Here is a 25,404-nt window from a genome sequence, read left to right on the forward strand (position 1 = left end):
GAAGCGCGCGTCCCCCTTTGGCCTACTGGAAGTCGCGTGACGTCGACCGGACGCGCAGCGACATCGGCGCCAGGTGCTCGGCGATGAGATTCGTCGCGCCGTCGGCGCGCTCGAGACGCCCGCGGACCACGAGCGCGCGCGACGTGCGGGCCGTCTTCCGGAACCGCTGCCAGAGCCCGGCGGAGCACACGACGTTGAGCAGACCGGTCTCGTCCTCGAGCGAGAGGAACGTGACCCCACCGGCGGTGCCGGGTCGCTGGCGGTGCGTGATGACGCCTGCGACCGCGACGCGCCGGCCCTCCTCGTGGCGGTACGCGTGCTCGACGCAGATCACGCCGGCTGCCTCGAGCCCGGGGCGGACGAACTGCGTCGGGTAGGAGTCGACCGAGACGCCCGTCGCCCACACGTCGGCGGTGGCGACCTCGACGTCCGACAGGCCGGGCAGCGTGGGGGCCGCGACGCCGACGCTGACGCCCGGGAGCGTGTCCGGTCCCTCCTGCGCGAGCGCACCGGCGGCCCAGAGCGCCTCACGGCGGGTGGCGCCCAGCGACTCGAGCGCACCGGCGGTCGCGAGGGCTTCGAGCTGGGTGGTCGTCAGCGGGACGCGGCGCACGAGGTCGCGCAGGTCGACGAACGGGCCGCGCGCCTTCCGCTCGTCGACCAGGCGCTGGGCGAGGTCCTCGCCCACCGAGCGGACCGCGACGAGGCCGAGCCGCACCGCGAGCGACCGGGCCGCCTGCGTGTCCGCGTTCCGCTCACGCCGCTCGACGGGCCCGTTCGCGGCGACGCGGTCGGTCGGTCCGCCCTCGCGGCCGCCCCCGCGGGCGCCGGTCCGCACCCCCACCGGCACCGCCGGCCCTGTCCCGCTCGGGCTCGGCGTCAGCAGCGGCTCGCCGACGGGCGGGGTCGGGCCGAGCCGTTCGACGCGCGCCTGCACGTCGGAGGCGTTGATGTCCGGGCGCAGCAGCTCGAGGCCGTGGCGACGCGCGTCGGCGGCGAGGCTCTGCGGCGAGTAGAAGCCCATCGGCTGCGCCGCGAGCAGGCCGGCGTAGAACGCGGCCGGGTGGTACACCTTCAGCCACGCGCTCGCGTAGACCAGGTAGGCGAACGAGTACGCGTGCGACTCGGGGAAGCCGAAGTCGGCGAACGCCTTGAGCTTGTCGTACACCTGCTCGCCGACCTCGGCGCTGATGCCGTTGCGCGCCATCCCGTCCATGAGCCGGCCCTTGAGCGCCTCCATCCGCTCGAGCGAGCGCTTCGAGCCCATCGCGCGGCGCAGCTGGTCCGCCTCGGCGGGCGTGAAGTCGGCGACGTCGATCGCCATCTGCATGAGCTGCTCCTGGAACAGCGGCACGCCGAGGGTGCGGCCCAAGGACTTCTCGAGCTTGGGGTGCAGGAACGTGACGGGCTGCCGGCCGTGCGCCCGCTCGATGTAGGGGTGCACCGAGCCGCCCTGGATCGGCCCGGGCCGGATCAGCGCGACCTCGATGACGATGTCGTAGAACCGGCGCGGCTGCAGGCGGGGCAGCGTGCCCATCTGCGCGCGGGACTCGACCTGGAACACCCCGACGGTGTCGGCGGCCGAGAGCAGGTCGTACACGCGCGGGTCCTCGTCGGGCAGCGCGTGCAGGTCGAGGTCGACGCCCTCGTGGATCCGGACCTCGTCGAACGCGAGGCGCAGCGCGGTGAGCATGCCGAGCCCGAGCAGGTCGAACTTCACGAGCCCCGCGTCCGCGCAGTCCTCCTTGTCCCACTGCAGCACCGTGCGGCCGGGCATCCGGGCCCACTCCACGGGGCACACCTCGATGACGGGCCGGTCGCACATCACCATGCCGCCCGAGTGGATGCCGAGGTGGCGCGGCAGCCGCAGGAACCGGTCGGCGAGGTCGACCACCTGGTCGGGGATCTCGTCGAGCTCGCTCGCGGCGGGCGGCACGTGCGCCGGCACCACGTCGTGGCCGTCGCTCGTCGCGAGGCCCGGGACCTCGGTGCCGCGCGGCGAGCGGACCGGATCGGCGGTCGGCTCCCACGTCGTGCCCCACATCGCGTCGCGCGCGGTGCGCCGGTCGTGCCGTGCGGTGGCTACCGCTGGCGGGTGCGTCTCGACCGGCGGCCAGGTGCCGACGTGCCCCACGTGCGGGCGGTCCGCGCGACGGGTCGACGACGGCTTCTCGGGCGCCGGCGGCTCGACCGCCGGTCGCAGGCTCCCCCACCGCTCGATCGACTTCGCCCAGGCGTCCTGCTGCCCGGCGTCGTACCCGAGCGCCCTGGCCGCGTCACGGACCGCCGACCGCGGCCGGTAGGAGATGACGTTCGCGACCTGCGCCGCGTGCGAGCGCCCGTGCTTGGCGTAGACGTACTGGATGACCTCCTCGCGGCGCGCAGACTCGATGTCGACGTCGATGTCGGGCGGGCCGTCGCGCTCGGGGGCGAGGAACCGCTCGAACAGGAGCCCCTGCTTGACCGGGTCCACGGCGGTGACGCGGAGCGCGTAGCAGACCGCCGAGTTGGCGGCCGAGCCGCGGCCCTGCGCGAGGATGCCGTGGTCGCGGCAGAACTTCACGAGGTCGTAGACCACGAGGAAGTACCCCGGGAAGTGCAGGTCCTCGATGATGCGCAGCTCGTGCTCGAGCTGCGCGTACGCCCCGGGGACGCGCTCCGCCTCCCGCGGCCCGTACAGCCCGGCGGCACCGTCCATGACGAGCGCGCGCAGCCACGTCGCCTCGGTGTGTCCGGGAGGCACCGGGTACGGCGGCAGGTCGGGTGCGACGAGCCGCAGGTCGAACGCGCACTCCGCGGCCAGTGCGGCGGCGGCGTCCACCGCGCCGGGGTGCCGGCGGTGCAGCGCGCGCATCTCGGCCGCGCCCCGCAGGTGGGCGGTCGGCCCCGCGGGCAGCCAGCCGTCGAGGTCGTCGAGGGACGACCGGGCACGCACGGCCGCGAGCGCGGCGGCGAGGTCGGCGTCGCGCGGCGTCGCGTAGTGGACGTTCCCCGTGGCGACGAGCGGCAGGCGGGCGTCGGCGGCGAGGCGCGCGAGCGCGTCGGACCGCTCGCCGTCACGCGGGTCGTTCGCCGCGGTGAGCTCGACGGCGACGTTGTCCCGCCCGAACAGCGCGACCAGCCGGTCGAGCTCCGCCGCGGCGGCCGCGAACCCCGCGGACGTGACGCCGCCGGACGGGGAACCGCCCGCGAGCGCGCGCCGGACCGTGCCCTTGCGGCACCCGGTGAGCACGAGCCAGCGGTCGCGGCCGACCTCCGCAAGCTCCTCGAGCCGGTAGTCGGCGGCGCCCTTCTCGCCGGTGCGCAGGTGCGCCTCGGCGATCGAGCGCGACAGCGCGCGGTACCCGTCCGGCCCACGCGCGAGGACGAGCAGGTGCGACGCGCGCGGGTCCGGCACGCCGGTGGGCAGGTCGAGCACCGGGCGACCCGGCACGGTGCGGTCGTCGTCGAACCGGCGCCCGTCGGGGGCCGGCAGGTGCAGCTCGGAGCCGAACACGGTGGCGAGCCCGACGGCCTTCGCCGCCTGGCTGAACCGCACCACGCCGTACAACCCGTCGTGGTCGGTCAGCGCGAGCGCGCTCAGGCCGAGCCGCGCCGCCTCGGCCGCGAGCTCCTCGGGCTGGCTCGCGCCGTCGAGGAAGCTGAACGCCGAGTGGGCGTGCAGCTCGGCGTAGCGCGCCTCAGTCATAGGTCGCCTCGCAGGTCCAGCCGGCCGCACCGAGCGCGAGCAGCGCGGCGACCCCGTCGTCGAACGCGACCTGCACGTAGGCGCGCAGCGTCGCGCGCGGCCCCTCGGGCTCCGCCCACCACCGCCCGCCCATCGGCCACGGCCCCGCCCAGGCGCGCACGCGCCGCGTGACGACCGCCCGGCGGACGCCATCCGCACCGCGCGGGCCGCCAGGAACGCCCGGCCCGGTGCCGCGCCGCCCGGCGTCGCCGCGCGCGCCGGCCCCGTCCCCGGACCAGCCCCGCCGGCCGCCGCGGGGACCGACCCCGTCGCCCTCCTCGTCCTCGGGCTCCACCCAGCGCACCCACGCCGGTGGGGCGCTGAGCGCGAGCCGGGGACCGAGCAGCACGGGCGCGCCGGCGGCGTCACGCACCTCGACCGCCACGGCCTCGACAGGCACGGTCGCGGGCGCGGGCTCGGGCAGCCGACCCGGCCACGGCCGGTCGACGGGGTGCGGCGCCTCGCTCTGGTCGCCCCACGGGCGCACGTGCACCTGGTCGCGTGGGCCGCGGCCGCCCTGGATGGTCGCGACGAGCACGCCGGACCCGCCCACCACGGCCTGGACGCGGTCGAGCGCACGGTGCGCACGCAGGTCGCCGCCCGACGGGCCGCCCCACAGCCGGCCCTGCTCGGCACCCGCGGGCGCGACGTCGAGCGCCGTGACCGACAGGCGCACGAGCGTGGTGGGGTGCGCGTCGTCGTCGGGGAACTCGGGCGCGTCCGGGTGCAGCCACGCGTCGTCGCCCCCGGACCCGCCCGCCCCGTGACGCCGCGCGACGCTGCGCGCTCCCCCGGCGGCGCGCACGTCGCGCGCGCGGTCCCGTGCGGCCTCGACCGCCGACGCGGACAGCCACGACTCGAGCTGCCACCGGATGCGGTCCGTGATCCGTGCGGGCGACAGACCGCCCCAGCCCCCGAGGTCCGTGCGCCACGTGCGCGCGAGCTCGTCGCCGTCGTCGGTGCGTGCCGCGATCCGCAGCCGCCCGCACGTCCAGCCGCCCTCGACGAGCTGCGCGTGCAGCTGCTCCGCGAGCCGGCGCCCGGCGAACGTCGCGGTGTCGACGCGGTCCGCCGGCGGGTCGAGCTCGGCGGCGGCCTCGAGGTCCTGCTCGGGCCGACGACGAGCAGGCGGCCGCTCGTCCTGACCGCGCGCGAGCGTCGACGCCCAGGCGCCGAGCCGGCCGAACCGCGCGAACACGTCGGCGGGCGGCAGCGCGGCGAGCTGCCCGAGCGTGCGCAGGCCGAGGCGGTGGAGCAGGTCGACGAGCTCGCCGACCGCGAGCGCCGCCTCGTCCGTGACGGCCGCGTGCACGAGGTCGGCGACGCCGCGCGCCGCGAGGAACTCCGGGGAGGTGCCCGCAGGCACGTCGACGCCGGCCCGGGCCGCGAGCACCGCCGCGAGGAGGCCGTCGGCCGTCCCGACGCCGCACTCGTACCCCGTGGCCAGCGCGACCGCGTCGACCAGACGCTCCGCGAGCGCGCGCTCCGAGCCGTGGTACCGGCTCGCCCCGTCGGCGGGCAGCAGCAGCAGCCCGGCGCGCACCACCTCGATGCCCGCCACCACCGTCTCGGCCGCCGCCGCGACCGGCTCGAACAGCCGCACGTCGCGCGCGTCGTCGGCAGGCAGCAGCTCGAGCTCGGGGCAGACGCCCTGCGCCTCGCGGCGCCGCATGCCGCGCCGCACCCCCTCGTCGCGTGCGAGCGCGGAGACCGCGGTGACGCGCCGGCCGTCGTGGACGGCCACGGGCAGGTGCGGCGCCACCTCGGCCGACGCGGCGGCGGCGACCACGGGCCAGTCGGGCACCCAGAGCACGGTGGTGCGCATGCTCATCCGACCAGCCTCAGGTCCGGCGCCGGGCCACCGGCGGCCGCGGGCTCCGCGGTCGTCGGCGCAAGGTCCTCCTCGGGCGCGAGGAGCGTGCGCGCCTCGTCGGCGTCCACGGCGGCGGACGCCGCAGGTCCCTCGACCGTGGGCGCCGCGACCCCGGCGTCCTCGTCGCGCACGACCTGCGGCACCACGGCCCCGAGCGGCAGTACGAGGTCGACGGCGTCGACCTGCCCGGCGCTCCCCCGGCCCGAGCGGACCACCCGCACCTCGTGCGCGCGCAGCCACCCGTCCCCCTCGTCGAGGCCCGTCCACCTGCCACCCTCGACGTCGAGCACCACGCTCGCGCCGGGCCACGGCGTCGTGGCGACCAGCACCGCCCCGCGGTCCCTGGCCCGGGCGGACAGCCGGCGCCGGTCCGCGTCGACGAGCGCCGCGTCCGGGCCGACGACCACGACGTCGATCCCGTCCACCAGCGCCGCGACCACGGTCGCGGCCTCGAGCCCGGGCCGCGGCACGAGCGCGAGCCGGTCGAGCGCGAGCCCCGCCTGCGCGGCGGCCAGCAGGCCGAGCGCGGGCATCCCGACGGCCGCCGCCCACGCCCCACCGGCGCACGCCTGCGCGAGCAGCTCGAGCAGCAGCGAGGTCGAGCCCGCCACGACCGTGGTGGCGCCGCGGCGCAGCCCGTCGGGCAGGAGCCCCGCGAGCGGCGGCGGAACCGGCAGCGGCGGCCGCTCGCTCGTCAGCAGCGACGTGCGCGGCACCGCGGTGGTGCGCTCCTCGTCGACCGCGGGCACGAGCGCGAGCGCGGCGTGCGGCGGTGGCATCGTGGCGGGAGCTGGCCCCGGCACGGCAGCCGGCACCGGCTTCGCAGTCGGCTCCGGCACGGCAACCCGCACCGGCGCGGCTGCGCGCGACGGCTCGCCCGCCGGCCGTTCGGCGGTGAGCACGCTGCGTGCCCCCGTACGGTGCTCCGCGCGCGCGAGCACCGCCCGCGCCAGGGCCGCGCGCTCGTCCGGCGACATCGCCGCCGGAGCGCCGGGTAGCGTCGCGCTCGTCATCCCGCCCTCCCGGCTGCTCTCGTCATGTGACCTGCGTGTCCTCCGCCGACCGCCACGAGCGGCTGGCACCGCCGACGGCGATGTCGAACACGCGTTCGATTATGCCAGTACACGCTGACATCCCCCCCGCCGTCAATCGGGCTCCCCCGCCCGCCTCCACCACCCGACGGACCGGGCGGTACGCCCCCGCCGGACGCGCCACGACCCCCGACCGGCGAGCACCGACCCACACGCCCCGCCACACCCCGAACCGCCCCCGCACCGCGCCCGAACCGCCCCCGCACCGCGCACCCGGCGTGCCGCAGGCGCACCCCACCCGCGTCGGCTAGCGTCACCGGCGCACCCGCGCACCGACGCCGGGCGCCCCGGGCCGCTCGTCAAGGAGGACGCATGGCCGTCGTCGTCGGCCTCTACCGGCTCGCCCTCGCGGCGATCACCCTCGTCGCGCTCTTCTGGGCGCCGAGCAGCGGGCCGTACTTCCACCTCACGGACTTCGTCTACTTCACCGACCAGTCGAACCTGCTGATGGCGGTCGTCATGGTGTGGGGCGCCGTCGCCGTGCTCGGTCGCAGGCGCGGACCGCAGCCGTGGCTGTGGGGCGCCGTCACGCTGTACCTGCTCATCACGGCGCTCGTCGCGCAGTTCGTCCTCGACCCGCCGGCGCCGGGCGCCGAGATCATCGAGCTCGGCCTGACGAAGGTCGGGGTGGTGCACCAGCTCGCGCCGATCGCGACGTTCGTGCACTTCCTGCTGATGGTGCCGCACCGCCGGCTGCGCATCCGGGTCGCGCTCTCCTGGCTCGCCTACCCCGTCGCGTACATCGCCTTCATCGTGGTCCGCGGCGTCGTGAGCCCCGACAGCGCGTACCCGTACGGCTTCATCGACGTCGACGACATCGGCTACGGCGGCCTGCTGCTCAACATCCTGATCTACGGCGTCGGGTTCTGGGTGCTCGGCCTCGTGCTCGTCGGCATCGACCGCCTGCTGCCCGCCCGCACGCTGATCGGACCGCGCGACGAGCCTGCGCCACCTCCGACCTCGGAGCCGCCGGCCGGAGCAGCGGACCCGTCCCCGCGCGCGTCCGTCGACCCGGCGTGAGGATGACGCCATGAGCGCCCTCGACCGTCCACCCGCCCCCGACCCGTACTCGCTGCTCCCGGCCACCGGCTCGTTCGACCTGCGCAGCGACGACCTCACGCCCGGCGCGCGCATCCCCGACGTGCACACCAACACCGAGGTCGGCCAGAACGTCTCGCCGCACCTCGCGTGGTCCGGCTTCCCGGACGCCACGAGGTCGTTCCTCGTCACGTGCTTCGACCCCGACGCGCCTGGCCCCGCCGGCTGGTGGCACTGGACGGTGGTGGACCTGCCCGCGAGCGTCACCGAGCTGCCGCGCGGCGCCGGCACGCCCGAGGCGACCGACCTGCCGTCGGGCGCTTTCCAGCTGCGCGGCGACGACGGCATCGAGGCGTTCCGCGGCTCCGCGCCGCCCCCCGGCGACCAGGTGCACCACTACTACTTCGCGGTGCACGCGCTCGACGTGCCGTCGCTCGGCGTCGGCCCCGACGCGATGCCCGGTGCGGTGAGCACCATGGCCGTGTTCCACACGCTCGCGCGGGCGGTGCTCGTCGCGACGTACCAGCGCTGACCCCTCGCCCGCCCTGGGCGGCGCACGGCCGCCGAACGGAGACGTCATGACGACGCACGTCGCACCCGCGCCCTTCACCGCCGACGACTACCGCGCCCGGGCGACCCGCGTCCTCGCGGACGCCGCCGAGCAGGGCCTCGACGGCGTGCTCGTCACACCCGGGCCGGACCTCGTGTGGCTCACCGGCTACCGGCCGACCGCGATCACCGAGCGGCTCACCGTGCTCGTGCTCGCGCGCGACCACGAGCCGACGCTGCTCGTCCCGGCCCTCGAGCGGCCGGACGCCGAGGCCGCCGAGGGTGTGCGCGGGCTGGCCCTGCAGGCGTGGGCCGACGCGACGGACCCGTATGCCGCGGCCGCTGCCCTGCTCCGCGCGGACGGCACCTACGGCGTCTCGGACTCCGCGTGGGCGCTCCACCTGCTCGGCCTCCAGGAGCGGCTGCCCCGCTCCCGCTACCGCGCGCTCACCGACTGCTTGCCGATGATGCGCGCCGTCAAAGGCCCCGACGAGCTCGCACGCATCGCGGCGGCCGGCGCGGCGGCCGACGCGACCTACGACCAGATCGTCGGCCACCGGTTCGCCGGTCGGCGCGAGACCGAGGTCGCCGCGGACCTCGCCGCACTGCTGAGGGAGGCGGGCCACGAGCAGGTCGACTTCACCGTCGTCGGCTCGGGGCCCAACGGGGCGAACCCGCACCACGAGGCGGGCGACCGCGTGATCGCGCGCGGCGACGCCGTCGTGCTCGACTTCGGCGGTCTCATGCACGGGTACGGGTCCGACACCACGCGCACCGTCTGCGTCGGCGAGCCGAGCGACGAGCTCCGGCGCGTGCACGAGGTGGTCCGCCTCGCCCAGCAGGCGGGCGTCGACGCCGCCCGACCGGGCGCCGCGTGCCAGGACGTCGACCGCGCCGCGCGCGCGGTGATCACCGACGCGGGTTACGGCGAGGCGTTCATCCACCGGACCGGCCACGGCATCGGCGTGACGACGCACGAGCCGCCGTACATGGTGGAGGGCGAGGAGCAACCGCTCGTGCCCGGCATGTGCTTCTCGGTCGAGCCCGGGGTCTACCTCGCGGGCCGGTTCGGCGTGCGGATCGAGGACATCGTCACCGTGACGGCCGACGGCGTCGAACGCCTCAACCGGACGAGCCGCGAGCTGCGCGTCGTCGAGTAGGAGTCACCCGCCGCAGGTGATGCCCCGCCCCGCGCCGGCGGCCGACGATCGACGCGTCGGAGGTCCCGGGACGTGACGAGGGGGCGGCCAGATGCGGCCACGCACTGACTTCGCAGCGATGACAGGTCGGCGGCACGCATGAGCGCCGCCGACGCGACTGCCGGCGAGCCGCTGCCGGCCGCGGCGACGACCACCGCCCGGGCCAAGGTGCCCGCACGGGCGTACATCTCGTGGGTCGCGCTGGCCCTGATGACGACGAGCTCGGTGGCGAGCCTCCGGGCCGCGCCCACCATGGCGGTCTACGGCCTCGCGTGCGTCTTCCTGTACCTCGTGCCCGCGATCGTGTTCCTGCTGCCGACGTCCCTCGTCTCGGCCGAGCTCGCGTCCGGGTGGCAGGGCGGCGTCTACAAGTGGGTGTCGGAGGGCGTGTCGAAGCCGATGGGCTTCCTGGCCGTCTGGTGCCAGTTCGCGATGACGATCTTCTACTACCCGAGCCTGCTCGGGTTCGTGGCGAGCACGCTCGCGTACGTCATCAACCCCGCCCTCGCGACGAGCGGCGTGTGGACCGCGCTCGTCATCGTCGTCGTGTACTGGTCCGGCGTGTGGGTGTCGTCCCGCGGGACGAAGGGCGTCGCCGGCCTCGCGAGCGGCGGCCTCATCATCGGCACGCTCATCCCGGGCGTGCTGCTGGTGACGCTCGGCATCGTGTTCCTCGGCCAGGGGAACCCGTCGGCCGCGCCGATGACGGCCGAGCACCTGCTGCCGGCGTGGGCCGGTCTGTCGAGCCTGGTGCTGATCGTCAACAACTTCCTGTCGTACTCCGGCATGGAGATGAACGCGGTGCACGTCGGCTCGCTGCGCAGCCCGGCGCGCGAGTTCCCGAGGTCGATGTTCCTCGCGATGGGGCTCGTCCTGCTGATCTTCATCCTCCCGGCGCTCGCCATCAGCTGGATCGTCCCGGCCGACCAGCTCTCGCTCACCGCGGGGATCATGCAGGCGTTCGACGCGGTGTTCGCGTACTTCGGGTCGCAGTGGCTGACGCCGATCATCGGCGTCATGCTCGTCACGGCCTCGGTCGGCGGCATGCTCACCTGGCTCGCCGGCCCGTCGAAGGGCCTGCTGCTGATCTCGCGCCAGGAGGGCTACCTGCCGCCGTACCTGCAGCGGCTCAACAAGAACGGCGTGCAGCAGAACATCCTCGTGACGCAGGGCGTCGTCACCACGGTGATCGCCCTCGGCTACGCGCTGATCCCCAACGTGTCGAGCGCGTACTGGATCTTCTCGGTGATCACCACGCAGGTGTACCTGATCATGTACCTGCTGATGTTCGTCGCCGCGGTGCGGCTGCGCCGGCGCCACCCCGACCACCCGCGCGGGTTCAAGGCGCCGCTGCTCGGCACGCTGTGCGGCGTCGGATTCGTCGCCTCGCTCGCCGCCATCGTCGTCGGGTTCATCCCGCCGTCGCAGTTCGCGTCGGGCAACGCCGGGGTCTACCTGCTGATCGTCGCGGGTGGCGCGCTCGGGCTCGGCCTGCTCGTCCCGTGGCTGTTCTACCGGTCGCGCAAGCCGTCGTGGAAGCTCCCCGACGCCGAGCTGTCGGCCGACGACGCGGCGGTGAGCGCGGCATGAGCACCGTGAACGAGCAGCAGCCGGTCCGGAGCCGGACCTGGATCTACGTCACCGCGATCGTCGTCCTCGTGGGCCTCGTGGTCGTCGGGCTCGCGACGTTCAGCGCGGCGAAGGAGTCGCAGGCGGCGAGCGACAAGGCCGACCAGCTCATCGCCGCGCTGGCCGCCACCGGCGCCAGGACCCCGCAGAAGGACCAGGTCGTGCGGGTCCTCGGCGACGACGGCGGGGCGACCTGCCAGGACCCGACGAGCGCGCTCGCGAAGGGCACGCTGTTCAGCCAGATGATGAACGGCGCCGCCGGCCCCGGCATGCGCCCGCTCATCGCCGACAACCGCGTGGTCCGTGGGCAGCTGCTGATCATCACGATCTACTGCCCGGACGAGCTCGCCCGGTTCCAGGACTTCGTCGACGGCCTCAAGCTCGCCGACACCGTGCGGAGCTGACCGGTGGGGCTGCGCGAGCGCGTCGACGGGCTCATGGGGCAGGCGCGCACCGACCTCGCCGAGCTCGTCGCGATCCCGTCGGTCGCCGACGCACGGCAGTACCCGCCGGAAGAGTGTGCCCGCGCGGCGCAGTGGGTGCTGGACGCGTTCGCGGCCGTGGGGTTCAGGGACGCGCATCTCGCCGAGACGGCCGACGGGAGCCAGGCGGTCGTCGGGTCGCGCCCCTGCGGCGACCCCGACGCGCCGACAGTCCTGCTGTACGCGCACTACGACGTGCAGCCGCCGCTGAACGACGACGCGTGGCGGACGCCGCCCTTCGCGCTGACCGAGTCGGACGGCCGCTGGTACGGCCGCGGCGCGGCCGACTGCAAGGGCAACATCGTCATGCACCTGACCGCGCTGCGGGCGCTCGGCCACGACGTCCCGGTCAACCTGAAGCTCGTCGTCGAGGGCTCGGAGGAGCAGGGCACGGGCGGCCTCGAGGCCTTCGTCCCGCCGAACGCCGACCTGCTGCGCGCCGACGCGATCCTCGTGGCCGACACCGGCAACGCCGCGGTCGGGGTGCCGGCCGCGACCGTGAGCCTGCGCGGGATGGTCAACGTGGTCGTCGGGGTCGAGGCGCTGGCCTCCGAGATCCACTCCGGCATGTTCGGCGGCCCGGCTCCGGACGCGCTCGCGGCCCTGGTCGCCATCCTGGCGTCCCTGCGCGACGAGGCCGGCGACACGACCGTCGCCGGTCTCGACCACGGCGCGACGTGGACCGGCGAGCCGTACCCGACCGACCAGTTCCGCGCGGACGCGGGCCTCCTCGACGGCATCGAGCTGCTCGGCAGCGGGACCGTCTCCGACATGCTCTGGGCGCGGCCCGCGCTGACGATCCTCGGCATCGACGCGCCGCCGGTGCTGGGCTCCGCGGCGGCGATCTCCCCCACCGCCCGCGCGCGGCTCAACCTGCGCATCCCACCCGGCACCGACCCCCGGGCCGCCGAGCGTGCGCTGCGCGCGCACCTGGCCGCCGCGGCGCCGTGGGGGGTCCGCGTCACCGTCGAGACCGAGGCGGTGGGCTCGCCGTTCCGGGCGCGCACGGACGGACCGGCGTACGCCGCGATGTCGGCCGCGATGCAGGAGGCGTACGGCCGGCCGATGGCGACGCTCGGCCAGGGCGGGTCGATCCCGCTGTGCACCGTGCTCGCCGAGACCTACCCGGACGCCGAGCTGTTCCTGATGGGCGTCGAGGAGCCGCAGGCGCTGATCCACGCGCCGAACGAGAGCGTCGACCCGTCGGAGATCGCGCACATGGCGCTCGTCGAGGCGCTGTTCCTGCAGCGGTACGCCGGGGCGCACGGCTGACGCACCGGCCGACGCGCCCACGGTGCGGCAGCCGCGGAGGTCGACGCGTCCGGTCGGGCTGCTCCGCCGTCAGCCCGCGGGCTGCGGCTCGCGTGCCGCCGGGGCTGCGGGCGCCGGCGCGGGTGGGATCGTGTGCGTCGACGACGCGGCGGCGGCCGCCGCCTCGTAGGCCGTGCCCTCGCGCTTGCTGCGGAACCGGCCCATGAGCACCGCCATCGCGAGCCCGACGACGCTGAACGCCGCCATGACCCACGACGCCGCCCCGAGGCCCGAGGCGAGCGCGTCCGCGGTCGTGGCGCCCTTCGCCGTCCGGTTCGCGATCACCGAGCCGTAGATCGACGCCGCGAGCGCCGTGGCGACGGCCGCGCCGACGTACCGCGCCATGTTCGAGACGCCCGACGCCGCGCCCACCTGGTTCGGCGACACGCAGGCCGTCGACGCGGACGACGCCGGCCCGTTCGTCAGCCCCATGCCGACCGCGATCGCGACGAGCGGCAGGACGAAGGCGCTGTACTTCCAGTCCGCCTGCACGACGCCGACGACCGCGAAGCCGATCGCCGTCAGCAGGAAGCCCAGCGCGACGACCTGCCGGGGCCCGAACCGCGCCGCGAGCCGCGGCACGAGCGGCGCGACGGCCACGAGACCCACGGTCGCGGGCAGCGTCGCGACGCCGGCCTCGAGCGGGCTGAAGCCGAGGATGGCGGGGTCCTGGAAGTAGAGGCTGAGCAGGTACATGAGGCCGTTGATGGTGCCGGCGCCGATGAGGATCGCGATCGTCGAGCCGACGAGCACGCGGTTGCGCAGCAGCGCGAGGTCCAGCAGCGGCACGTCGACGCGCCGCTCGACGACCACGAAGAGCCAGCCCGCCACGACCGCGAGCACGAAGCACCCGATCGTCGCGAGGGAACCCCAGCCCCACGCGCTGCCCTTGCTGAGCGCGAGGATGAACGGCGCGAGCGTGAGCGCGACGAGCAGCGAGCCCGCGTAGTCGATGGACCGCGACCGGTTCGGGTCACGCGACTCCGCGACCCGGAAGAACGTCAGGACCACGCACAGCGCGCCGACGACGGCGTCGACCCAGAACAGCCCCTGCCAGCCGGTGACGCCGACGAGGAACCCGCCCAGCAGCGGTCCCGCCGCTGCGCCGACCGCCGCGGCCGCACCCCACAGCGACACCGCCCGCAGCTGCGCCTCGCCGCTGTTGGCGACGGACAGCAGGCTCAGCCCGCACGCGAGGATCGTCGCGCCCGCCGCGCCCTGGATGAAGCGGCCGGCGATGACCATCCCGCCGGACGACGACAGCGCGATGAGCACGCACGACGCGACGAACAGCAGCAGGCCCAGCTGGAACACGCGCTTGCGGCCGAACACGTCCCCCAGCGCGCCCGACGTGATGATCACCGCGGCGCCCACGAGCGAGTACCCGGTGACGGCCCACTGCAGGGTCGTGACGCTCGTGCCCGTGTCCTCGCTGATCGCCGGGAGCAGGATGCTCACGGCGGACGTGTTCGCGTTGACCACCAGGGTCGACAGGCACGTCGCCGCGAGCACACCCCCTGCCGTCGCCTTGACCGTGGCGTCGCTCATGTGAGCGAGGCTAGGGACGTGCCTGCGGCGCGCGCCTCACCCGGTGCGGGCGAGGTGCCGCCGGCGGCCCACGCCGCAGCGCGCGGGCCGCCGGGCAGACGAGGAGTCCGCGCGCGTTAGCCTGCCCGCGTGACGATCCTGACGCTCGGTTCGCTGACCTGGTCGCGCGCGCTCGACCACCCCGACCTGCTCGCCCCCTCGACGGCCGCCGCGATCGCCGCGTGGGCCGTCGACGAGCCCGCGGTCGCCGACGCCGTGCTCGTCGCGCCGATCGACCCCGCGATGTCGGACACGGCCGCACTTACCGAGGCCTACGCGCTGCCGCCGGCCGCGTCCGCGAACTGCGTGCTCGTCGCCGGCAAGCGGGAGGGCGACGAGCGGATCGCCGCCGCCGTGGTCCGTGCCACGACGCGGGCCGACGTCAACAACGCCGTCAAGCGCCTGCTCGACGTGCGCAAGGCGTCGTTCCTGCCGATGGACCGCGCGGTCGAGGAGTCCGGCATGGAGTACGGCGGCATCACGCCGGTCGGCCTGCCGGACGGCTACCGCGTGCTGGTCGACGCGCGGGTGGTCGCGCCCGACGACGAGGCGGGCGACGTCGTCGTGCTCGGCAGCGGCATCCGCGGGTCGAAGCTCGCGCTGCCCGGGGCGCTGCTGGCGCGGGCGCCGTGGGTCGAGGTCGTCGAGGGGCTCGCGATCGGCTGACCGCGACGCACGAGGTTCCGGCGGCCGCCCGTCAGCCCCGGGGCCGCGTCGCCCAGAACGCGACCGCGCCGGCCGCCGCGACGTTGAGGGAGTCGACACCCCCGGCCATCGGGATCCGCACCACGAGGTCGGTCGCCGCGACCGTCTCTGCCTTGAGCCCGTGGCCCTCGGCACCGAGCACGAGCGCGAGCCGGTCGGGCAGGTCGGCGACGAGGTCGTCGAGCGTGATCGCGTCGTCGGAGAGCGCGAGCGACGCCGTCACGAACCCCAGCGACCGCAGCTCCTCGATCCCGCCCGGCCACGGGTCGACCCGCGTCCACGGCACCTGGAACACGGTGCCCATCGACACGCGCACCGACCGGCGGTAGAGCGGGTCGGCGCAGCGGGGTGTCACGAGCACGGCGTCGACGCCGAGCGCCGCGGCAGAGCGGAAGGCGGCGCCGACGTTGGTGTGGTCCACGACGTCCTCGAGCACCGCGACGCGGCGCGCACCCGCCAGCACCTCGGCCACGGGTCGCAGCGGCGGGCGGTGCATCGCCGCGAGCGCGCCGCGGTGCACGTGGAAGCCGGTGATCGCCTCGAGCACGGGCTCCTCGGCGACGTAGACCGGCACGGTCGAGCCGTCGTCGGACGGGAGCGCGGCGAGCATCCGCTCGAGGTCCGGCACCCACCGCGGCGCGAGCAGCACCGACCGCGGCCGGTGCCCGGCGGCCAGCGCGCGGCTCAGCACCGTCGAGCTCTCCGCGATGTAGAGGCCCTTGGCGGGCTCGTGGCGCGAGCGCAGCGCGACGTCGGTCAGCGAGACGTAGTCGGCGAGCCGCTCGTCGGCGGGGTCGGTGACGGGCTGCAGGTCGGGACGCGGCACGGCGTCATCCTCGCAGCCTTGCGGCGTGCGACCGGTGCACGAGCACGCCGCCGAACGCGGTCGCGAGGCCGCCGAGCACGGCGAAGCAGGGCACGACCACGAACGCGGTGTGCGTGCCGACGGCATCGGCGAGCGCGCCGAGCAGGAACGGCGCGACGCCGATCGCGAGGCCGCCCGCGAGCGTGGCGCGCGCCTGCGCGGCGTCGCTCGCCCCGGGCGCCGTCTCGAGCAGCAGCGCGATCGACAGCGGGTACTGCGCGCCGTACCCGAGCCCCGCGACGAACAGCCCGGCGATCGCGACCCACGTCTCGTGCGCCGTCCACACGATGGCCCAGCCGACGATCGCGACACCGAACGCGCCGGACAGCAGCGCGGCAGGAGGCACGCGCAGCGACAGGGGCCCGACGACGAACCGGATCAGCGACATGCCGGCGACGAGCCCCGCGGTCGTGGCGGTCGCGATCCCCGCGCCGGCGCCGGTCTGCTCGCGCACCAGGTTGGTCGACCAGTAGGTCGTCGCGTTCTCGATCGCGATCGCGGCGACCACGCCGCCGAGGAAGCACCAGGACGGCAGCCCGAACCGGTGGCGGCCCGGCGTGTCCTCGTGCGGCGCCACGATGGCGTCGGCGTCCATCGGCACCGGGACGACGGGCGGCACGGCGACCAGGTGCTCCGGGCGGCGCGGCGCGCGCGGCGTCATCGGGCCGCCGACGGGCACGAGCCGGTTCAGCACCGCCGCGGTGACGGCGAGCGCGGCGGTGACGAGCACGGCCGGACGCCACCCCCAACCGATCGCGACGCACGCGCCGACGGCGATCGGCCCGACCAGGCCGAGCGACGAGCCGACGCCGTTCGCCTCGGTGATCGCCGCGCTCGCGGTGCGACCGTGGCGCAGCGCGAGCCCGACCTGGGCGCAGCTGATCATCGCGTTGCCGCCGAGCGCGAGCGCGAGCATCGCGGTCAGGCTCCAGGCGAGCGTCGGCGCCGAGACGAGCGCGACGATCCCCACTGCCACGAGCCCGCACGCGAGGAGCAGGGTCGCGCGCCGACCACGTCGCACGACGAGCCGCGGCGTCACGAACGCCGCGACGATGCCGCCGACCGCCATCGCGGTGCCGTGCAGGCCCGCCTGCGCGTCCGAGATGCCCAGGTCCTCCGCGAGCAGCGGCACGCTGGGGTTGAAGCTGTAGAGCAGCCAGCCCCAGACGACGAAGCACGAGTAGAACGCGATCGTCATGCGGTCGCGCTCGAACCCGGTGCGGCCGTCGCCCTCGGAGGGGTGCGGGCTGGGGTCGCGGCGGGCCGCGGGGGTCGTCACACGACGAGCCTACGGGCCCGGGATGGATCGATTCGACCGCCGTCCTAGGAGCCTCAGCTCGTCGATCATCACGCCCAGCTGCACCGCGTACTGCGCGGTCTCGGGGTACCCGCTGTGTGCGGCCACGGCGAGCATGTACGTGTCCGGCGCGATCTCCGACGCGAGGTGGTCGATCCGCCGCGGCGTCGGCACGTAGTCGTCGACCGGGAAGCCGATGAAGTCCGTGCGCCGCCACAGGCTCCGCCACCGCGTGGTGCGCCCGCGGCCCGTCAGCGAGTCGACGAGCGTGTACCCCGGCGGGTTCGCCGTGGCCGGCGCGCGCGTCCATGGGTCGAGCCGCCACACGTGCGGCGCGGGCGCCGACCGGGTGCCGAGCACCGCGGGGCCGAACAGCTCGGGGAAGAACCGCCCGAAATACGCGCGCAGCTGCGTGCCGTACGTCAGCAGGGCGACGCGCGGGTCGGCGTCGCCCCGTGGGCCATCCCAGCGGGCGAGGAGCGCCGCCACCGCGATCACGCCGCCCAGGCTGTGCGCCGACAGCACCACGGTGCGCCCGGGCCGCGACGGCGTGCCGTCGTCGCCGAGCCACCGGTCGATCCGCGAGCGCAACTCGGGCACCACGCGCTCGGTGTAGCAGGGCGGCGCGAACGGGTGCGCCGCCCGCGGCAGGAAGCACATCAGGTCCCAAAGCAGGCCCCACGGCCGGGCCAGCGACTTCTTCGACCCGGCGAGCACCACGCTCGTGATCAGTAGGCCCACGCTCGCGGTCACCGCCGCGGTCGACCACTGGACGCCGAACGCCCATGCGTGGCCGGCGAAACCGCCGTACGTCGCGGTCGGGTCCGGCAGCACGATCGCGAGCACGAGCGCCGCGAGCAGGATCCACGAGAGCACGCCCACGATCCCCTCGGCGCGCTGCGCGAACGCCGCCCGGTGCCGCCCGCGCTGCACCGCGCGCGTCTCGTCCGGGCCGAGCTCCGCCACCAGCCCCGCCACGAGACCCGGCAGCAGGGCCCCCGCACCGGCGACGTCGTGGCGCGGTGCGGGCGGGACGACGGGGATCGGCGTGCGCGACCCGGCGAGCATCCGCGCGCCCAGCGTCAGCACCACGAGCACGAACACCGCGAGCCCTGCGACGCTCGCGACGGCGAACTGCGAGTAGCCGTGCGGCGTCACGAGCACGGCCGCGTGCGGGACCTCGACCGTCACGGGCGTGCGCAGCCGGTCGTTCGCGTCGACCGTGGCCAGCGCGCTCGCGACGCCCGGCGGCACCGCGGCGTTCTCCGGCGCGCCCGGTCCCTGCAGCCACGCGACGACGCCGACCACCGTCGCGGCCGAGAGCAGCATCGCGAAGCCCGCGGCGATCGCGAGGAACACGAAGGGCCCGCGCCCGGCCCAGCCCTCGCGGTGCGCGACGCCCCTGCGTCGCACGGACGCGACGAGCACCACGACGACGAGGACCGCCGCGAGCGCCGCCGCGGCCCACCGCAGCCACCGCGCCGCGCCGGCGTCCGGCCACAGCACCGCGACCCCGACGGCGACCGGCGCGAGCACGACGATCGGCGCCCACAACCAGGCGCGCACCCGCGCGCGAGCCCCGGCGCCGACGACGCACAGCAGCAGGAGCAGCGTGACGATGGCGCGGGGCACCGGGTCGAGCCCGACGAACGGCACGTCGGCGCGCCCGGCCGATCCCTCCAGCGCCCCGTCGGGCGTGTTCGCGACGGCGATGTCGCATGCGACGAAGAGCGCGAGCGCGAGGGCGGACAGCAGCACGGCGAGCAGCCGCCAGCGTGCGGACCTCCGCTCGCTGGACCGCGCCTCCGCGACGCGCGCGCGCCGCTCCGCCTCGTCACGCTCGGGCGGCGGGGGACGCATCGGGTCGAGGCGCAACGCCGTCACCCGCACCGCCACCGCGACGACGACCGCGACGCCGCCGATCACGAGCAGCGACCAGCCGCGACCCGCCGCGTCGAACGTGCCGCCGAAGCAGCCCTTCGCCCCGAAGCCGGTGGCGACCTGGCAGCCGTCGCGGTCGCGGTACAGGAAGTGCCACGCGAGCATCGCGGTCAGCGCGCCCAGCGACGCGGCGAGGTGCAGGAGCCACAGCTCGCCGGACCGCATCGCGCGGTTCCAGAACTGCGGGCGGGCCAGGACCGGCCACCGCTGCTGACGCGCGCTGCCGCGTGCGCCCAGGCCGCGCGCCTTGGTCGTCGACTCGCGCGGCTCGTACCGCACGAGCCCGGTCGAGCCGATCACGCCGAGCACGATCAGCGCGCCCGCCGCCACGGCCGCGTACGCCGCGGTGCGCACGCCGGTCGCCCACCGCGCCCACGAGTCGAGCGCTGACGGCAGTGCCGTGCACCGCATCACGTACTCGACGGAGGTGCCGGGCAGCGTCGCGCGCGGCGTGTAGCACTGCGCCGCCACCACCCCGAGCGTCACGGTCGCGGTCGTCGTCACGACCAGCAGCGTCAGGAGCAGCCCGAACAGCCGCACCACGCCCCCGCTGGCGGACGACCGGCGGCCGGTAGGTTCCTCGAGGTCGCGCGACCAGTACGCCACGTTCGCGAACCCGAACGGGATGATCAGCACCCACAGCGCGCGGATCACGCCGGCGATCGTCCCGGAGACCTTGCCGAGGCCTGGCACGGTCGACAGTCGCGCCATCGCGCCCCACGAGTACGCCTCGCGACGCACGCCGTGCGGTGGCCCGTGCGGGTCGTCGACGCCGGGGCGCGCGACCCAGAAGCTGCCGAGGTCGTCGCCGTCGACCTGCACGACCTGCTCGGCGCGCAGGCCGAGCATCGCGGCGGGAGGGGTGTTGGACACGCCGTGGATGCGCAGCTCCAGCACGTCGGGCTCGCGGGTCGCATCCCGCTCGGGCATCGTGGCGCCCCCTTCGCCGGGCGGCGCCGGGCACACGCGGGCCGCACGTCCGGACGCTACCGCCCGGCCGCGCGGCCCGCTATCTCCCGGTTCGCCCCGGTTTCCGTGCTCGTCCGTCTCGGAACCGGTCTAGCCCCGCCGTCCGATCACGACGCGGTGCACGTGCCCGTCAGCGTGCCGGGCGACCCCGTGCCGAGGAAACCGGCCGAGGTCGACGCCCCGGCGGCGACCGAGCCGTTCCACGCGGCGTTCGTGATCGTGCTGCCCGAGAGCGTGCCGTTCCACGCCTGCGAGATCGTCGCGCCGCCGACCTGGACCTTCCAGCCCTTGATCGCCGCGGAGCCCGCGGTCACCTTGACGTCGGCCTGGTAGCCGCCGGGCCAGGTCGACGCGAGCGTCACGGTCGCCTTGCAGCCGGTGCCCGCTGGGGGCGGCGTGGTCACGGGCGGCGTCGTGACCGGAGGCGTCGTCACGGGCGGCGTCGTCACCGGGGGCGTCGTGACGGGCGGAGTCGTCACCGGGGGCGTCGTCACAGGCGGCGTCGTCACCGGCGGCGTGCCCGTCCCGCTCCCCGTGAAGTTCACGTCGCTGCACAGGAAGTAGGACTGGTCCATGTGGCTGGCCTGCCAGATCGTGTAGACGATCGCGCGCCCGGTGCGGCCCGCCTCGGGCACCGTCACGTCCGTCTCGTAGTCGCCGGTCGTCGGGTACGAGCCCGTCTTCTTGACCAGCTCGAGGTCGGACCACGCGAGCGCCTTCGTCGTCGGGTCGTAGCCCGGCTTGGTGACGTAGATCAGCAGGTAGTCCGCGCCGTGCTTCGCGGAGTCGGTGAGGGTCAGGTGGAACGTCGTCGACTCGTCCTTCGCGACCCACGGGCCGGGCGTGTCGAGGTACTTGTAGCGCGGGTCGGCCATCGGGCCGCCCGAGCAGAGCTGGCCGTCGGGGATGTTCGCCTGGAACTGGCCCGCCATGCCGTTGACGTACAGGCCGTTCCAGTTCCAGATGTCGTCGGGGTTCGCGCGGAAGGCGCCGTAGCACATGGGGTCCTTGCCCTGGAGGGCCGGGTCCTCCCAGTTGTCACCGCTGCCCCACCGCTGCCAGCAGCCGTAGTTGCGCGTCGGCGGGTCGGTGACCGAGCCGTGGGCGCTTGCGGCGGGCGCGGTCAGGGCCGCGACGCCGAGGCTCGCGGCCAGCGCGACGGGCAGCGTGAGCGCGAGCCGTCGCAGGCGTGAAGATCGTCGCATCGTTCCTCCTGGAGGGTCGGTGCGCCGTACCGGGGCGGGCCCGCGCGCGGGGCCACGCACGTCGGCGGGCGCGGTCCGACCACGGTCGTCGGGGCCGCCCTGCCGGGGTACCCGGATAACCGTTTCGCTCCACGACCCGAAACCGAGCGGCGGACGCCCCGACCTGTCGGGACGCCCGCCGCTCGGTTCTCAGACCTCCTCGGTGGCGGCGGCCGCGAACTGGCTGCGGTAGAGCCGCGCGTACGCCCCGTCGGCCGCGAGCAGTCCCTCGTGCGAGCCCTGCTCGACGATCGCGCCGTGCTCCATCACCAGGATCGTGTCGGCGTCCCGGATGGTCGAGAGCCGGTGCGCGATGACGAACGACGTCCGGCCCGCGCGCAGCGCGTTCATCGCCTGCTGCACGAGCACCTCGGTGCGCGTGTCGACCGACGACGTGGCCTCGTCGAGGATGAGGATCGCCGGGTCGGCGAGGAACGCGCGCGCGATCGTCAGGAGCTGCTTCTCCCCCGCCGAGATGTTCGCGCCCTCGTCGTCGACGACCGTGTCGTAGCCGTCGGGCAGCGTGCGCACGAACCGGTCGACGTGGGTCGCCTCCGCCGCCGCGACGATCTGGTCGTGCGTCGCACCGTCCACGCCGTACGCGACGTTCTCGCCGATCGTCCCGCCGAACAGCCAGGTGTCCTGCAGGACCATGCCGATCTCGTCCCGCAGGTCGTGGCGCGTCAGCTCGCGCGTGTCGACGCCGTCGAGCAGGATCCGGCCGCGGTCAACCTCGTAGAACCGCATGATCAGGTTGACGAGCGTCGTCTTGCCCGCGCCCGTCGGCCCGACGATCGCGATCGTCTGCCCGGGCTCCGCGACGAGGGAAAGGTCCTCGATCAGCGGGGTGTCGGGCGAGTAGCTGAACGCGACGTGCTCGAACTCGACCCGCCCGCGCACGGGCTGCGCGAGCCGCGCCGGCGGCTCGGGGTCCCTCTCTTGCTCAGGCGCGTCGAGAAGCTCGAAGACGCGCTCGACCGACGCGACGCCCGACTGCAGCAGGTTCGCCATCGAGGCGAGCATCGAGATCGGCTGGCTGAACTGGCGCGAGTACTGGATGAACGCCTGCACGTCGCCGATCGTCATCGTCCCCGACGCGACCCACAGGCCGCCGACCACGGCGACGATCAGGTAGTTCACGTTCGCCACGAAGCCGAGCACCGGCTGGATCGTGCCCGAGATGAACTGCGCCTTGAAGCTCGCGTCGTAGAGCGCCGCGTTCCGCTCGTCGAACGTCCGCGCGGCCTCCCGCTGGTGGCCGAACACCGTGACGAGCGAGTGGCCCGTGTACATCTCCTCGATGTGGGCGTTCAGCGTGCCGGTGTGCGCCCACTGCTGCATGAACTGCGGCCGGGACCGCTTCGCGATCACGGCGGCGATCCAGATCGACAGCGGCACGGTGACGAGCGCGATCAGCGCGAGCCACGGCGAGATCCAGAACATCACGCCGAGCACGCCGACCACGGTCAGCACCGACGTGACGATCTGCGACAGCGTCTGCTGGAGCGTCTGCGCCACGTTGTCGATGTCGTTCGTGACACGCGAGAGCAGCTCGCCGCGCTGCTGGCCGTCGACGTAGCTGAGCGGCAGCCGGGACAGCTTGTCCTCGACCTGCTCGCGCAGGCGGAAGACCGTGCGCTGCACGATGCCGGCGTTGATGCGCCCCTGCAGCCAGCCGAACAGGAACGAGCCGACGTACACGGCCAGGACGACCATGAGCAGCGAGGCGAGCGCGTGGAAGTCGATGCCCTGGCCGGGCACGACGTTCATCGCGGAGAGCATGTCGGCCTGCGTGCCCTGGCCGTGGACGCGCAGGTACTCGATCGCCTGCTCCTGCGTCGTGCCGGGCGGTACGACCTGACCGAGCTGGCGCCCGACCACGCCGTCGAAGATGAGGTTCGTCGCGTTGCCGAGCAGCTTGGGCCCGATCACGGCGAGCGTGACCGACGCGACGGCGAACACCATGACGAGCGCGACCGGCACCCGCTCGGGGCGGAGCATGCGCAGGAACCGCGCGCCCGACTGCGTGAAGTTCATCGACTTCTCGCCCGGCATGCCCGCGGCGCCCATCCACGCGCCCGGCCCGCGGCCGCGCGCCCCCTGCGGCAGCCGCGCCCCGGCCGCCGGCGCCTGCGGCGCCTTCTGCTGCGCGCTCACGCCGCCTCCTCCGCACTGAGCTGCGAGAACACGATCTCGCGGTACGTCTCGGAGCTCGCCAGGAGCTCCTCGTGGGTGCCGACGCCGACCACGGCGCCGTCCTCGAGCACGACGATGCGGTCGGCGTGCCGGATGGTCGCGACGCGCTGCGCGACGACCAGCACGGTCGAGTCCCTCGTCTCCGGGACGAGCGCCGCACGCAGGGCCGCGTCGGTGGCGTAGTCGAGCGCCGAGAACGAGTCGTCGAACAGGTAGACCGCCGGACGCCTGACGAGCGCACGGGCGATCGCGAGCCGTTGTCGCTGGCCGCCCGAGACGTTCGTGCCGCCCTGCGAGATCGGCGCGTCGAGCCCGTCGGGCAGCGCCTCGACGAAGTCCCGCGCCTGCGCCACCTCCAGCGCGTGCCACAGCTCCTCGTCGGTGGCCCCCTCGCGCCCGTACTCGAGGTTGGTCCGGACCGTGCCTGCGAACAGGTACGGCTTCTGCGGCACGAGCCCGATCTCGTTCCAGAGCACGTCCGGGTCGAGGTCGCGCACGTCGACACCGCCGATGAGCACCGCGCCGCCCGTCACGTCGAACAGCCGCGGCACCAGGTTGACGAGCGTCGTCTTGCCCGAGCCGGTCGAGCCGATGATCGCGGTGGTCCGGCCGGGCTCGGCCACGAGGTCGACGCCGTGCAGCACCGCGCTCTCGGCCCCGGGGTACCGGAACTCGACGTCGCGCAGCTCGACGAGCCCGCGCGGGACCCCGCCCGCGAAGCCCGCGGCCTCGATCGGCGGCAGCACGCTCGTGCCCGTGCCGAGCACCTCGCCGATCCGATCCCCGGACACCACCGCCCGCGGGAACATCACGAACATCATCGTCGACATCATCACGGCCATGAGGATGTAGGCGATGTAGGTGATGAACGCCGTGAGCTGCCCGATCTGCATGTCGCCCGCATCGATCCGGTGGCCGCCGAACCACAGCACCGACACGGTCGTGGCGTTGAGCACGAACATGACGAGCGGGAACATCAGCGCCATCAGCCGGCCGGTAGCGAGCGACGCGTCGAACAGGTCGCGGTTGGCGGTCTCGAACCGTGCGCGCTCCCGGTCCTCGCGCACGAACGCACGCACCACCCGGATGCCGGTGATCTGCTCGCGCATGACGCGGTTGATCGCGTCGATCCGCTTCTGCATCGACCGGAAGAACGGGATCATCCGGCTGATGATCAGCCCGACGACGATGCCCAGGACGGGCACCGACACGAGCAGCACGCTCGACAGCGCGACGTCCTCGCGCAGGGCCATCACGACGCCGCCGACCAGCAGCAGCGGCGCCATGATCATCATGGTGAACGTCATCAGCGTGACCATCTGGACCTGCTGCACGTCGTTCGTGGTCCGCGTGATGAGCGTCGGCGCACCGAACCGGCCGACCTCCTGCTGGGAGAACGTCTGCACGTGGCCGAACAGCCGCCCGCGCACGTCGCGACCGAGCTGCATCGCGGTGCGCGCGCCGAAGTAGACCGCCGCGACGGCGCACACCACCTGCACGAGGCTGACGGCGAGCATCAGGGCTCCGGTGCGCAGGATGTAGTCGGTGTCGCCCTTGATGACGCCGTTGTCGATGATCTTCGCGTTGAGGCTCGGCAGGTACAGCGTCATGAGGACCTGGGCCATCTGGAGCACCACGACGGCGACGACCCCCGTCCGGTACGGGCTCAGGTGCTCGCGGAGCAGGCGGAGCAGCGTCATG

General features: G+C 74.8%; 17 protein-coding genes. 7 read left to right on the forward strand and 10 right to left on the reverse strand.

The annotated features are described in order from the left end of the window. Positions 1-22: 22 nt before the first annotated feature. Genes QRT04_RS15960 through QRT04_RS15970 form a run of 3 tightly spaced genes read right to left on the reverse strand, consistent with a single transcriptional unit; the run spans position 23 to position 6,613 of the window. Positions 23-3,688 (reverse strand): PHP domain-containing protein, encoded by a 3,666-nt coding sequence (locus QRT04_RS15960; protein ID WP_289456602.1) that lies wholly within the window; start codon positions 3,686-3,688, stop codon positions 23-25. Beyond that, entirely contained in the window at positions 3,681-5,558 is a 1,878-nt protein-coding gene (locus QRT04_RS15965) for a DNA polymerase Y family protein (RefSeq protein ID WP_289456603.1), read from the reverse strand. Before QRT04_RS15965 ends, QRT04_RS15960 begins: the two co-directional genes overlap by 8 nt. Next, the gene (locus QRT04_RS15970; protein ID WP_289456604.1) at positions 5,555-6,613 is read right to left on the reverse strand and encodes a hypothetical protein; all 1,059 of its coding nucleotides are present in this window, start codon (positions 6,611-6,613) and stop codon (positions 5,555-5,557) included. Before QRT04_RS15970 ends, QRT04_RS15965 begins: the two co-directional genes overlap by 4 nt. A gap of 390 nt (positions 6,614-7,003) precedes the next feature. On the opposite strand from QRT04_RS15970, the gene QRT04_RS15975 reads away from it, so the two are divergent. The 6 genes from QRT04_RS15975 to QRT04_RS16000 all read left to right on the forward strand — a co-directional run bounded on the left by QRT04_RS15975 (position 7,004) and on the right by QRT04_RS16000 (position 12,860). Beyond that, complete coding sequence (locus QRT04_RS15975) at positions 7,004-7,711, forward strand: Pr6Pr family membrane protein (protein ID WP_289456605.1); 708 nt, start codon at positions 7,004-7,006, stop codon at positions 7,709-7,711. Positions 7,712-7,721: 10 nt separating this feature from the next. Then, a complete protein-coding gene (locus QRT04_RS15980; protein WP_289456606.1) occupies positions 7,722-8,261 on the forward strand; it encodes a YbhB/YbcL family Raf kinase inhibitor-like protein in 540 nt (179 codons plus the stop codon). A gap of 46 nt (positions 8,262-8,307) precedes the next feature. Then, positions 8,308-9,438, forward strand: coding sequence for an aminopeptidase P family protein (locus tag QRT04_RS15985; RefSeq protein WP_289456608.1), 1,131 nt, complete (start codon positions 8,308-8,310; stop codon positions 9,436-9,438). 138 nt (positions 9,439-9,576) lie between these two features. After that, the gene (locus QRT04_RS15990; protein ID WP_289456610.1) at positions 9,577-11,067 is read left to right on the forward strand and encodes an APC family permease; all 1,491 of its coding nucleotides are present in this window, start codon (positions 9,577-9,579) and stop codon (positions 11,065-11,067) included. Then, positions 11,064-11,510: a hypothetical protein gene (locus tag QRT04_RS15995; RefSeq protein WP_289456612.1), complete on the forward strand. Its 447-nt coding sequence runs from the start codon at positions 11,064-11,066 to the stop codon at positions 11,508-11,510. The genes QRT04_RS15990 and QRT04_RS15995 overlap by 4 nt, the downstream gene beginning before the upstream one ends. A 3-nt stretch (positions 11,511-11,513) precedes the next feature. Beyond that, positions 11,514-12,860, forward strand: a complete 1,347-nt coding sequence (locus tag QRT04_RS16000) for a dipeptidase (RefSeq protein WP_289456613.1) — start codon at positions 11,514-11,516, stop codon at positions 12,858-12,860. A 69-nt stretch (positions 12,861-12,929) separates the two neighbouring features. Here the strand turns inward: QRT04_RS16000 and QRT04_RS16005 are convergent, their stop codons facing one another. Then, positions 12,930-14,447: an MFS transporter gene (locus tag QRT04_RS16005; RefSeq protein WP_289456615.1), complete on the reverse strand. Its 1,518-nt coding sequence runs from the start codon at positions 14,445-14,447 to the stop codon at positions 12,930-12,932. Positions 14,448-14,576: 129 nt separating this feature from the next. Between QRT04_RS16005 and QRT04_RS16010 the strand changes: the two genes are divergently transcribed. After that, positions 14,577-15,152: a YbaK/EbsC family protein gene (locus QRT04_RS16010; protein WP_289456617.1), complete on the forward strand. Its 576-nt coding sequence runs from the start codon at positions 14,577-14,579 to the stop codon at positions 15,150-15,152. 31 nt (positions 15,153-15,183) lie between these two features. On the opposite strand, the gene QRT04_RS16015 is transcribed toward QRT04_RS16010, so the two are convergent. The 6 genes from QRT04_RS16015 to QRT04_RS16040 form a co-directional block, all read right to left on the reverse strand. Next, on the reverse strand, positions 15,184-16,017 hold the full coding sequence (locus QRT04_RS16015; protein ID WP_289456619.1) for a TrmH family RNA methyltransferase: 834 nt from the start codon (positions 16,015-16,017) through the stop codon (positions 15,184-15,186). A 4-nt stretch (positions 16,018-16,021) separates the two neighbouring features. Next, entirely contained in the window at positions 16,022-17,335 is a 1,314-nt protein-coding gene (locus QRT04_RS16020) for an MFS transporter (protein ID WP_289456621.1), read from the reverse strand. Positions 17,336-17,344: 9 nt separating this feature from the next. Next, positions 17,345-20,224, reverse strand: a complete 2,880-nt coding sequence (locus QRT04_RS16025; RefSeq protein WP_289456623.1) for a hypothetical protein — start codon at positions 20,222-20,224, stop codon at positions 17,345-17,347. A gap of 146 nt (positions 20,225-20,370) precedes the next feature. Then, complete coding sequence (locus tag QRT04_RS16030) at positions 20,371-21,468, reverse strand: lytic polysaccharide monooxygenase (RefSeq protein ID WP_289456625.1); 1,098 nt, start codon at positions 21,466-21,468, stop codon at positions 20,371-20,373. A 189-nt stretch (positions 21,469-21,657) separates the two neighbouring features. Next, the gene (locus QRT04_RS16035) at positions 21,658-23,664 is read right to left on the reverse strand and encodes an ABC transporter ATP-binding protein (protein ID WP_407653653.1); all 2,007 of its coding nucleotides are present in this window, start codon (positions 23,662-23,664) and stop codon (positions 21,658-21,660) included. Next, entirely contained in the window at positions 23,661-25,403 is a 1,743-nt protein-coding gene (locus tag QRT04_RS16040; RefSeq protein ID WP_289456627.1) for an ABC transporter ATP-binding protein, read from the reverse strand. Before QRT04_RS16040 ends, QRT04_RS16035 begins: the two co-directional genes overlap by 4 nt. Position 25,404 lies beyond the last annotated feature (1 nt).

This window comes from Cellulomonas alba, assembly GCF_030362835.1.
Taxonomy (GTDB): Bacteria; Actinomycetota; Actinomycetes; order Actinomycetales; family Cellulomonadaceae; genus Cellulomonas; species Cellulomonas alba.

Excerpts from the sequence above, each read along its gene's own strand:
- QRT04_RS15985 (WP_289456608.1), top strand. The coding sequence starts at position 8,308 with ATGACGACGCACGTCGCACCCGCGCCCTTCACCGCCGACGACTACCGC.
- QRT04_RS15970 (WP_289456604.1), bottom strand. The coding sequence starts at position 6,613 with ATGACGAGCGCGACGCTACCCGGCGCTCCGGCGGCGATGTCGCCGGAC.
- QRT04_RS15995 (WP_289456612.1), top strand. The coding sequence starts at position 11,064 with ATGAGCACCGTGAACGAGCAGCAGCCGGTCCGGAGCCGGACCTGGATC.
- QRT04_RS15960 (WP_289456602.1), bottom strand. The coding sequence starts at position 3,688 with ATGACTGAGGCGCGCTACGCCGAGCTGCACGCCCACTCGGCGTTCAGC.
- QRT04_RS15965 (WP_289456603.1), bottom strand. The coding sequence starts at position 5,558 with ATGAGCATGCGCACCACCGTGCTCTGGGTGCCCGACTGGCCCGTGGTC.
- QRT04_RS15975 (WP_289456605.1), top strand. The coding sequence starts at position 7,004 with ATGGCCGTCGTCGTCGGCCTCTACCGGCTCGCCCTCGCGGCGATCACC.
- QRT04_RS15990 (WP_289456610.1), top strand. The coding sequence starts at position 9,577 with ATGAGCGCCGCCGACGCGACTGCCGGCGAGCCGCTGCCGGCCGCGGCG.
- QRT04_RS15980 (WP_289456606.1), top strand. The coding sequence starts at position 7,722 with ATGAGCGCCCTCGACCGTCCACCCGCCCCCGACCCGTACTCGCTGCTC.
- QRT04_RS16040 (WP_289456627.1), bottom strand. The coding sequence starts at position 25,403 with ATGACGCTGCTCCGCCTGCTCCGCGAGCACCTGAGCCCGTACCGGACG.
- QRT04_RS16030 (WP_289456625.1), bottom strand. The coding sequence starts at position 21,468 with ATGCGACGATCTTCACGCCTGCGACGGCTCGCGCTCACGCTGCCCGTC.
- QRT04_RS16025 (WP_289456623.1), bottom strand. The coding sequence starts at position 20,224 with ATGCCCGAGCGGGATGCGACCCGCGAGCCCGACGTGCTGGAGCTGCGC.
- QRT04_RS16005 (WP_289456615.1), bottom strand. The coding sequence starts at position 14,447 with ATGAGCGACGCCACGGTCAAGGCGACGGCAGGGGGTGTGCTCGCGGCG.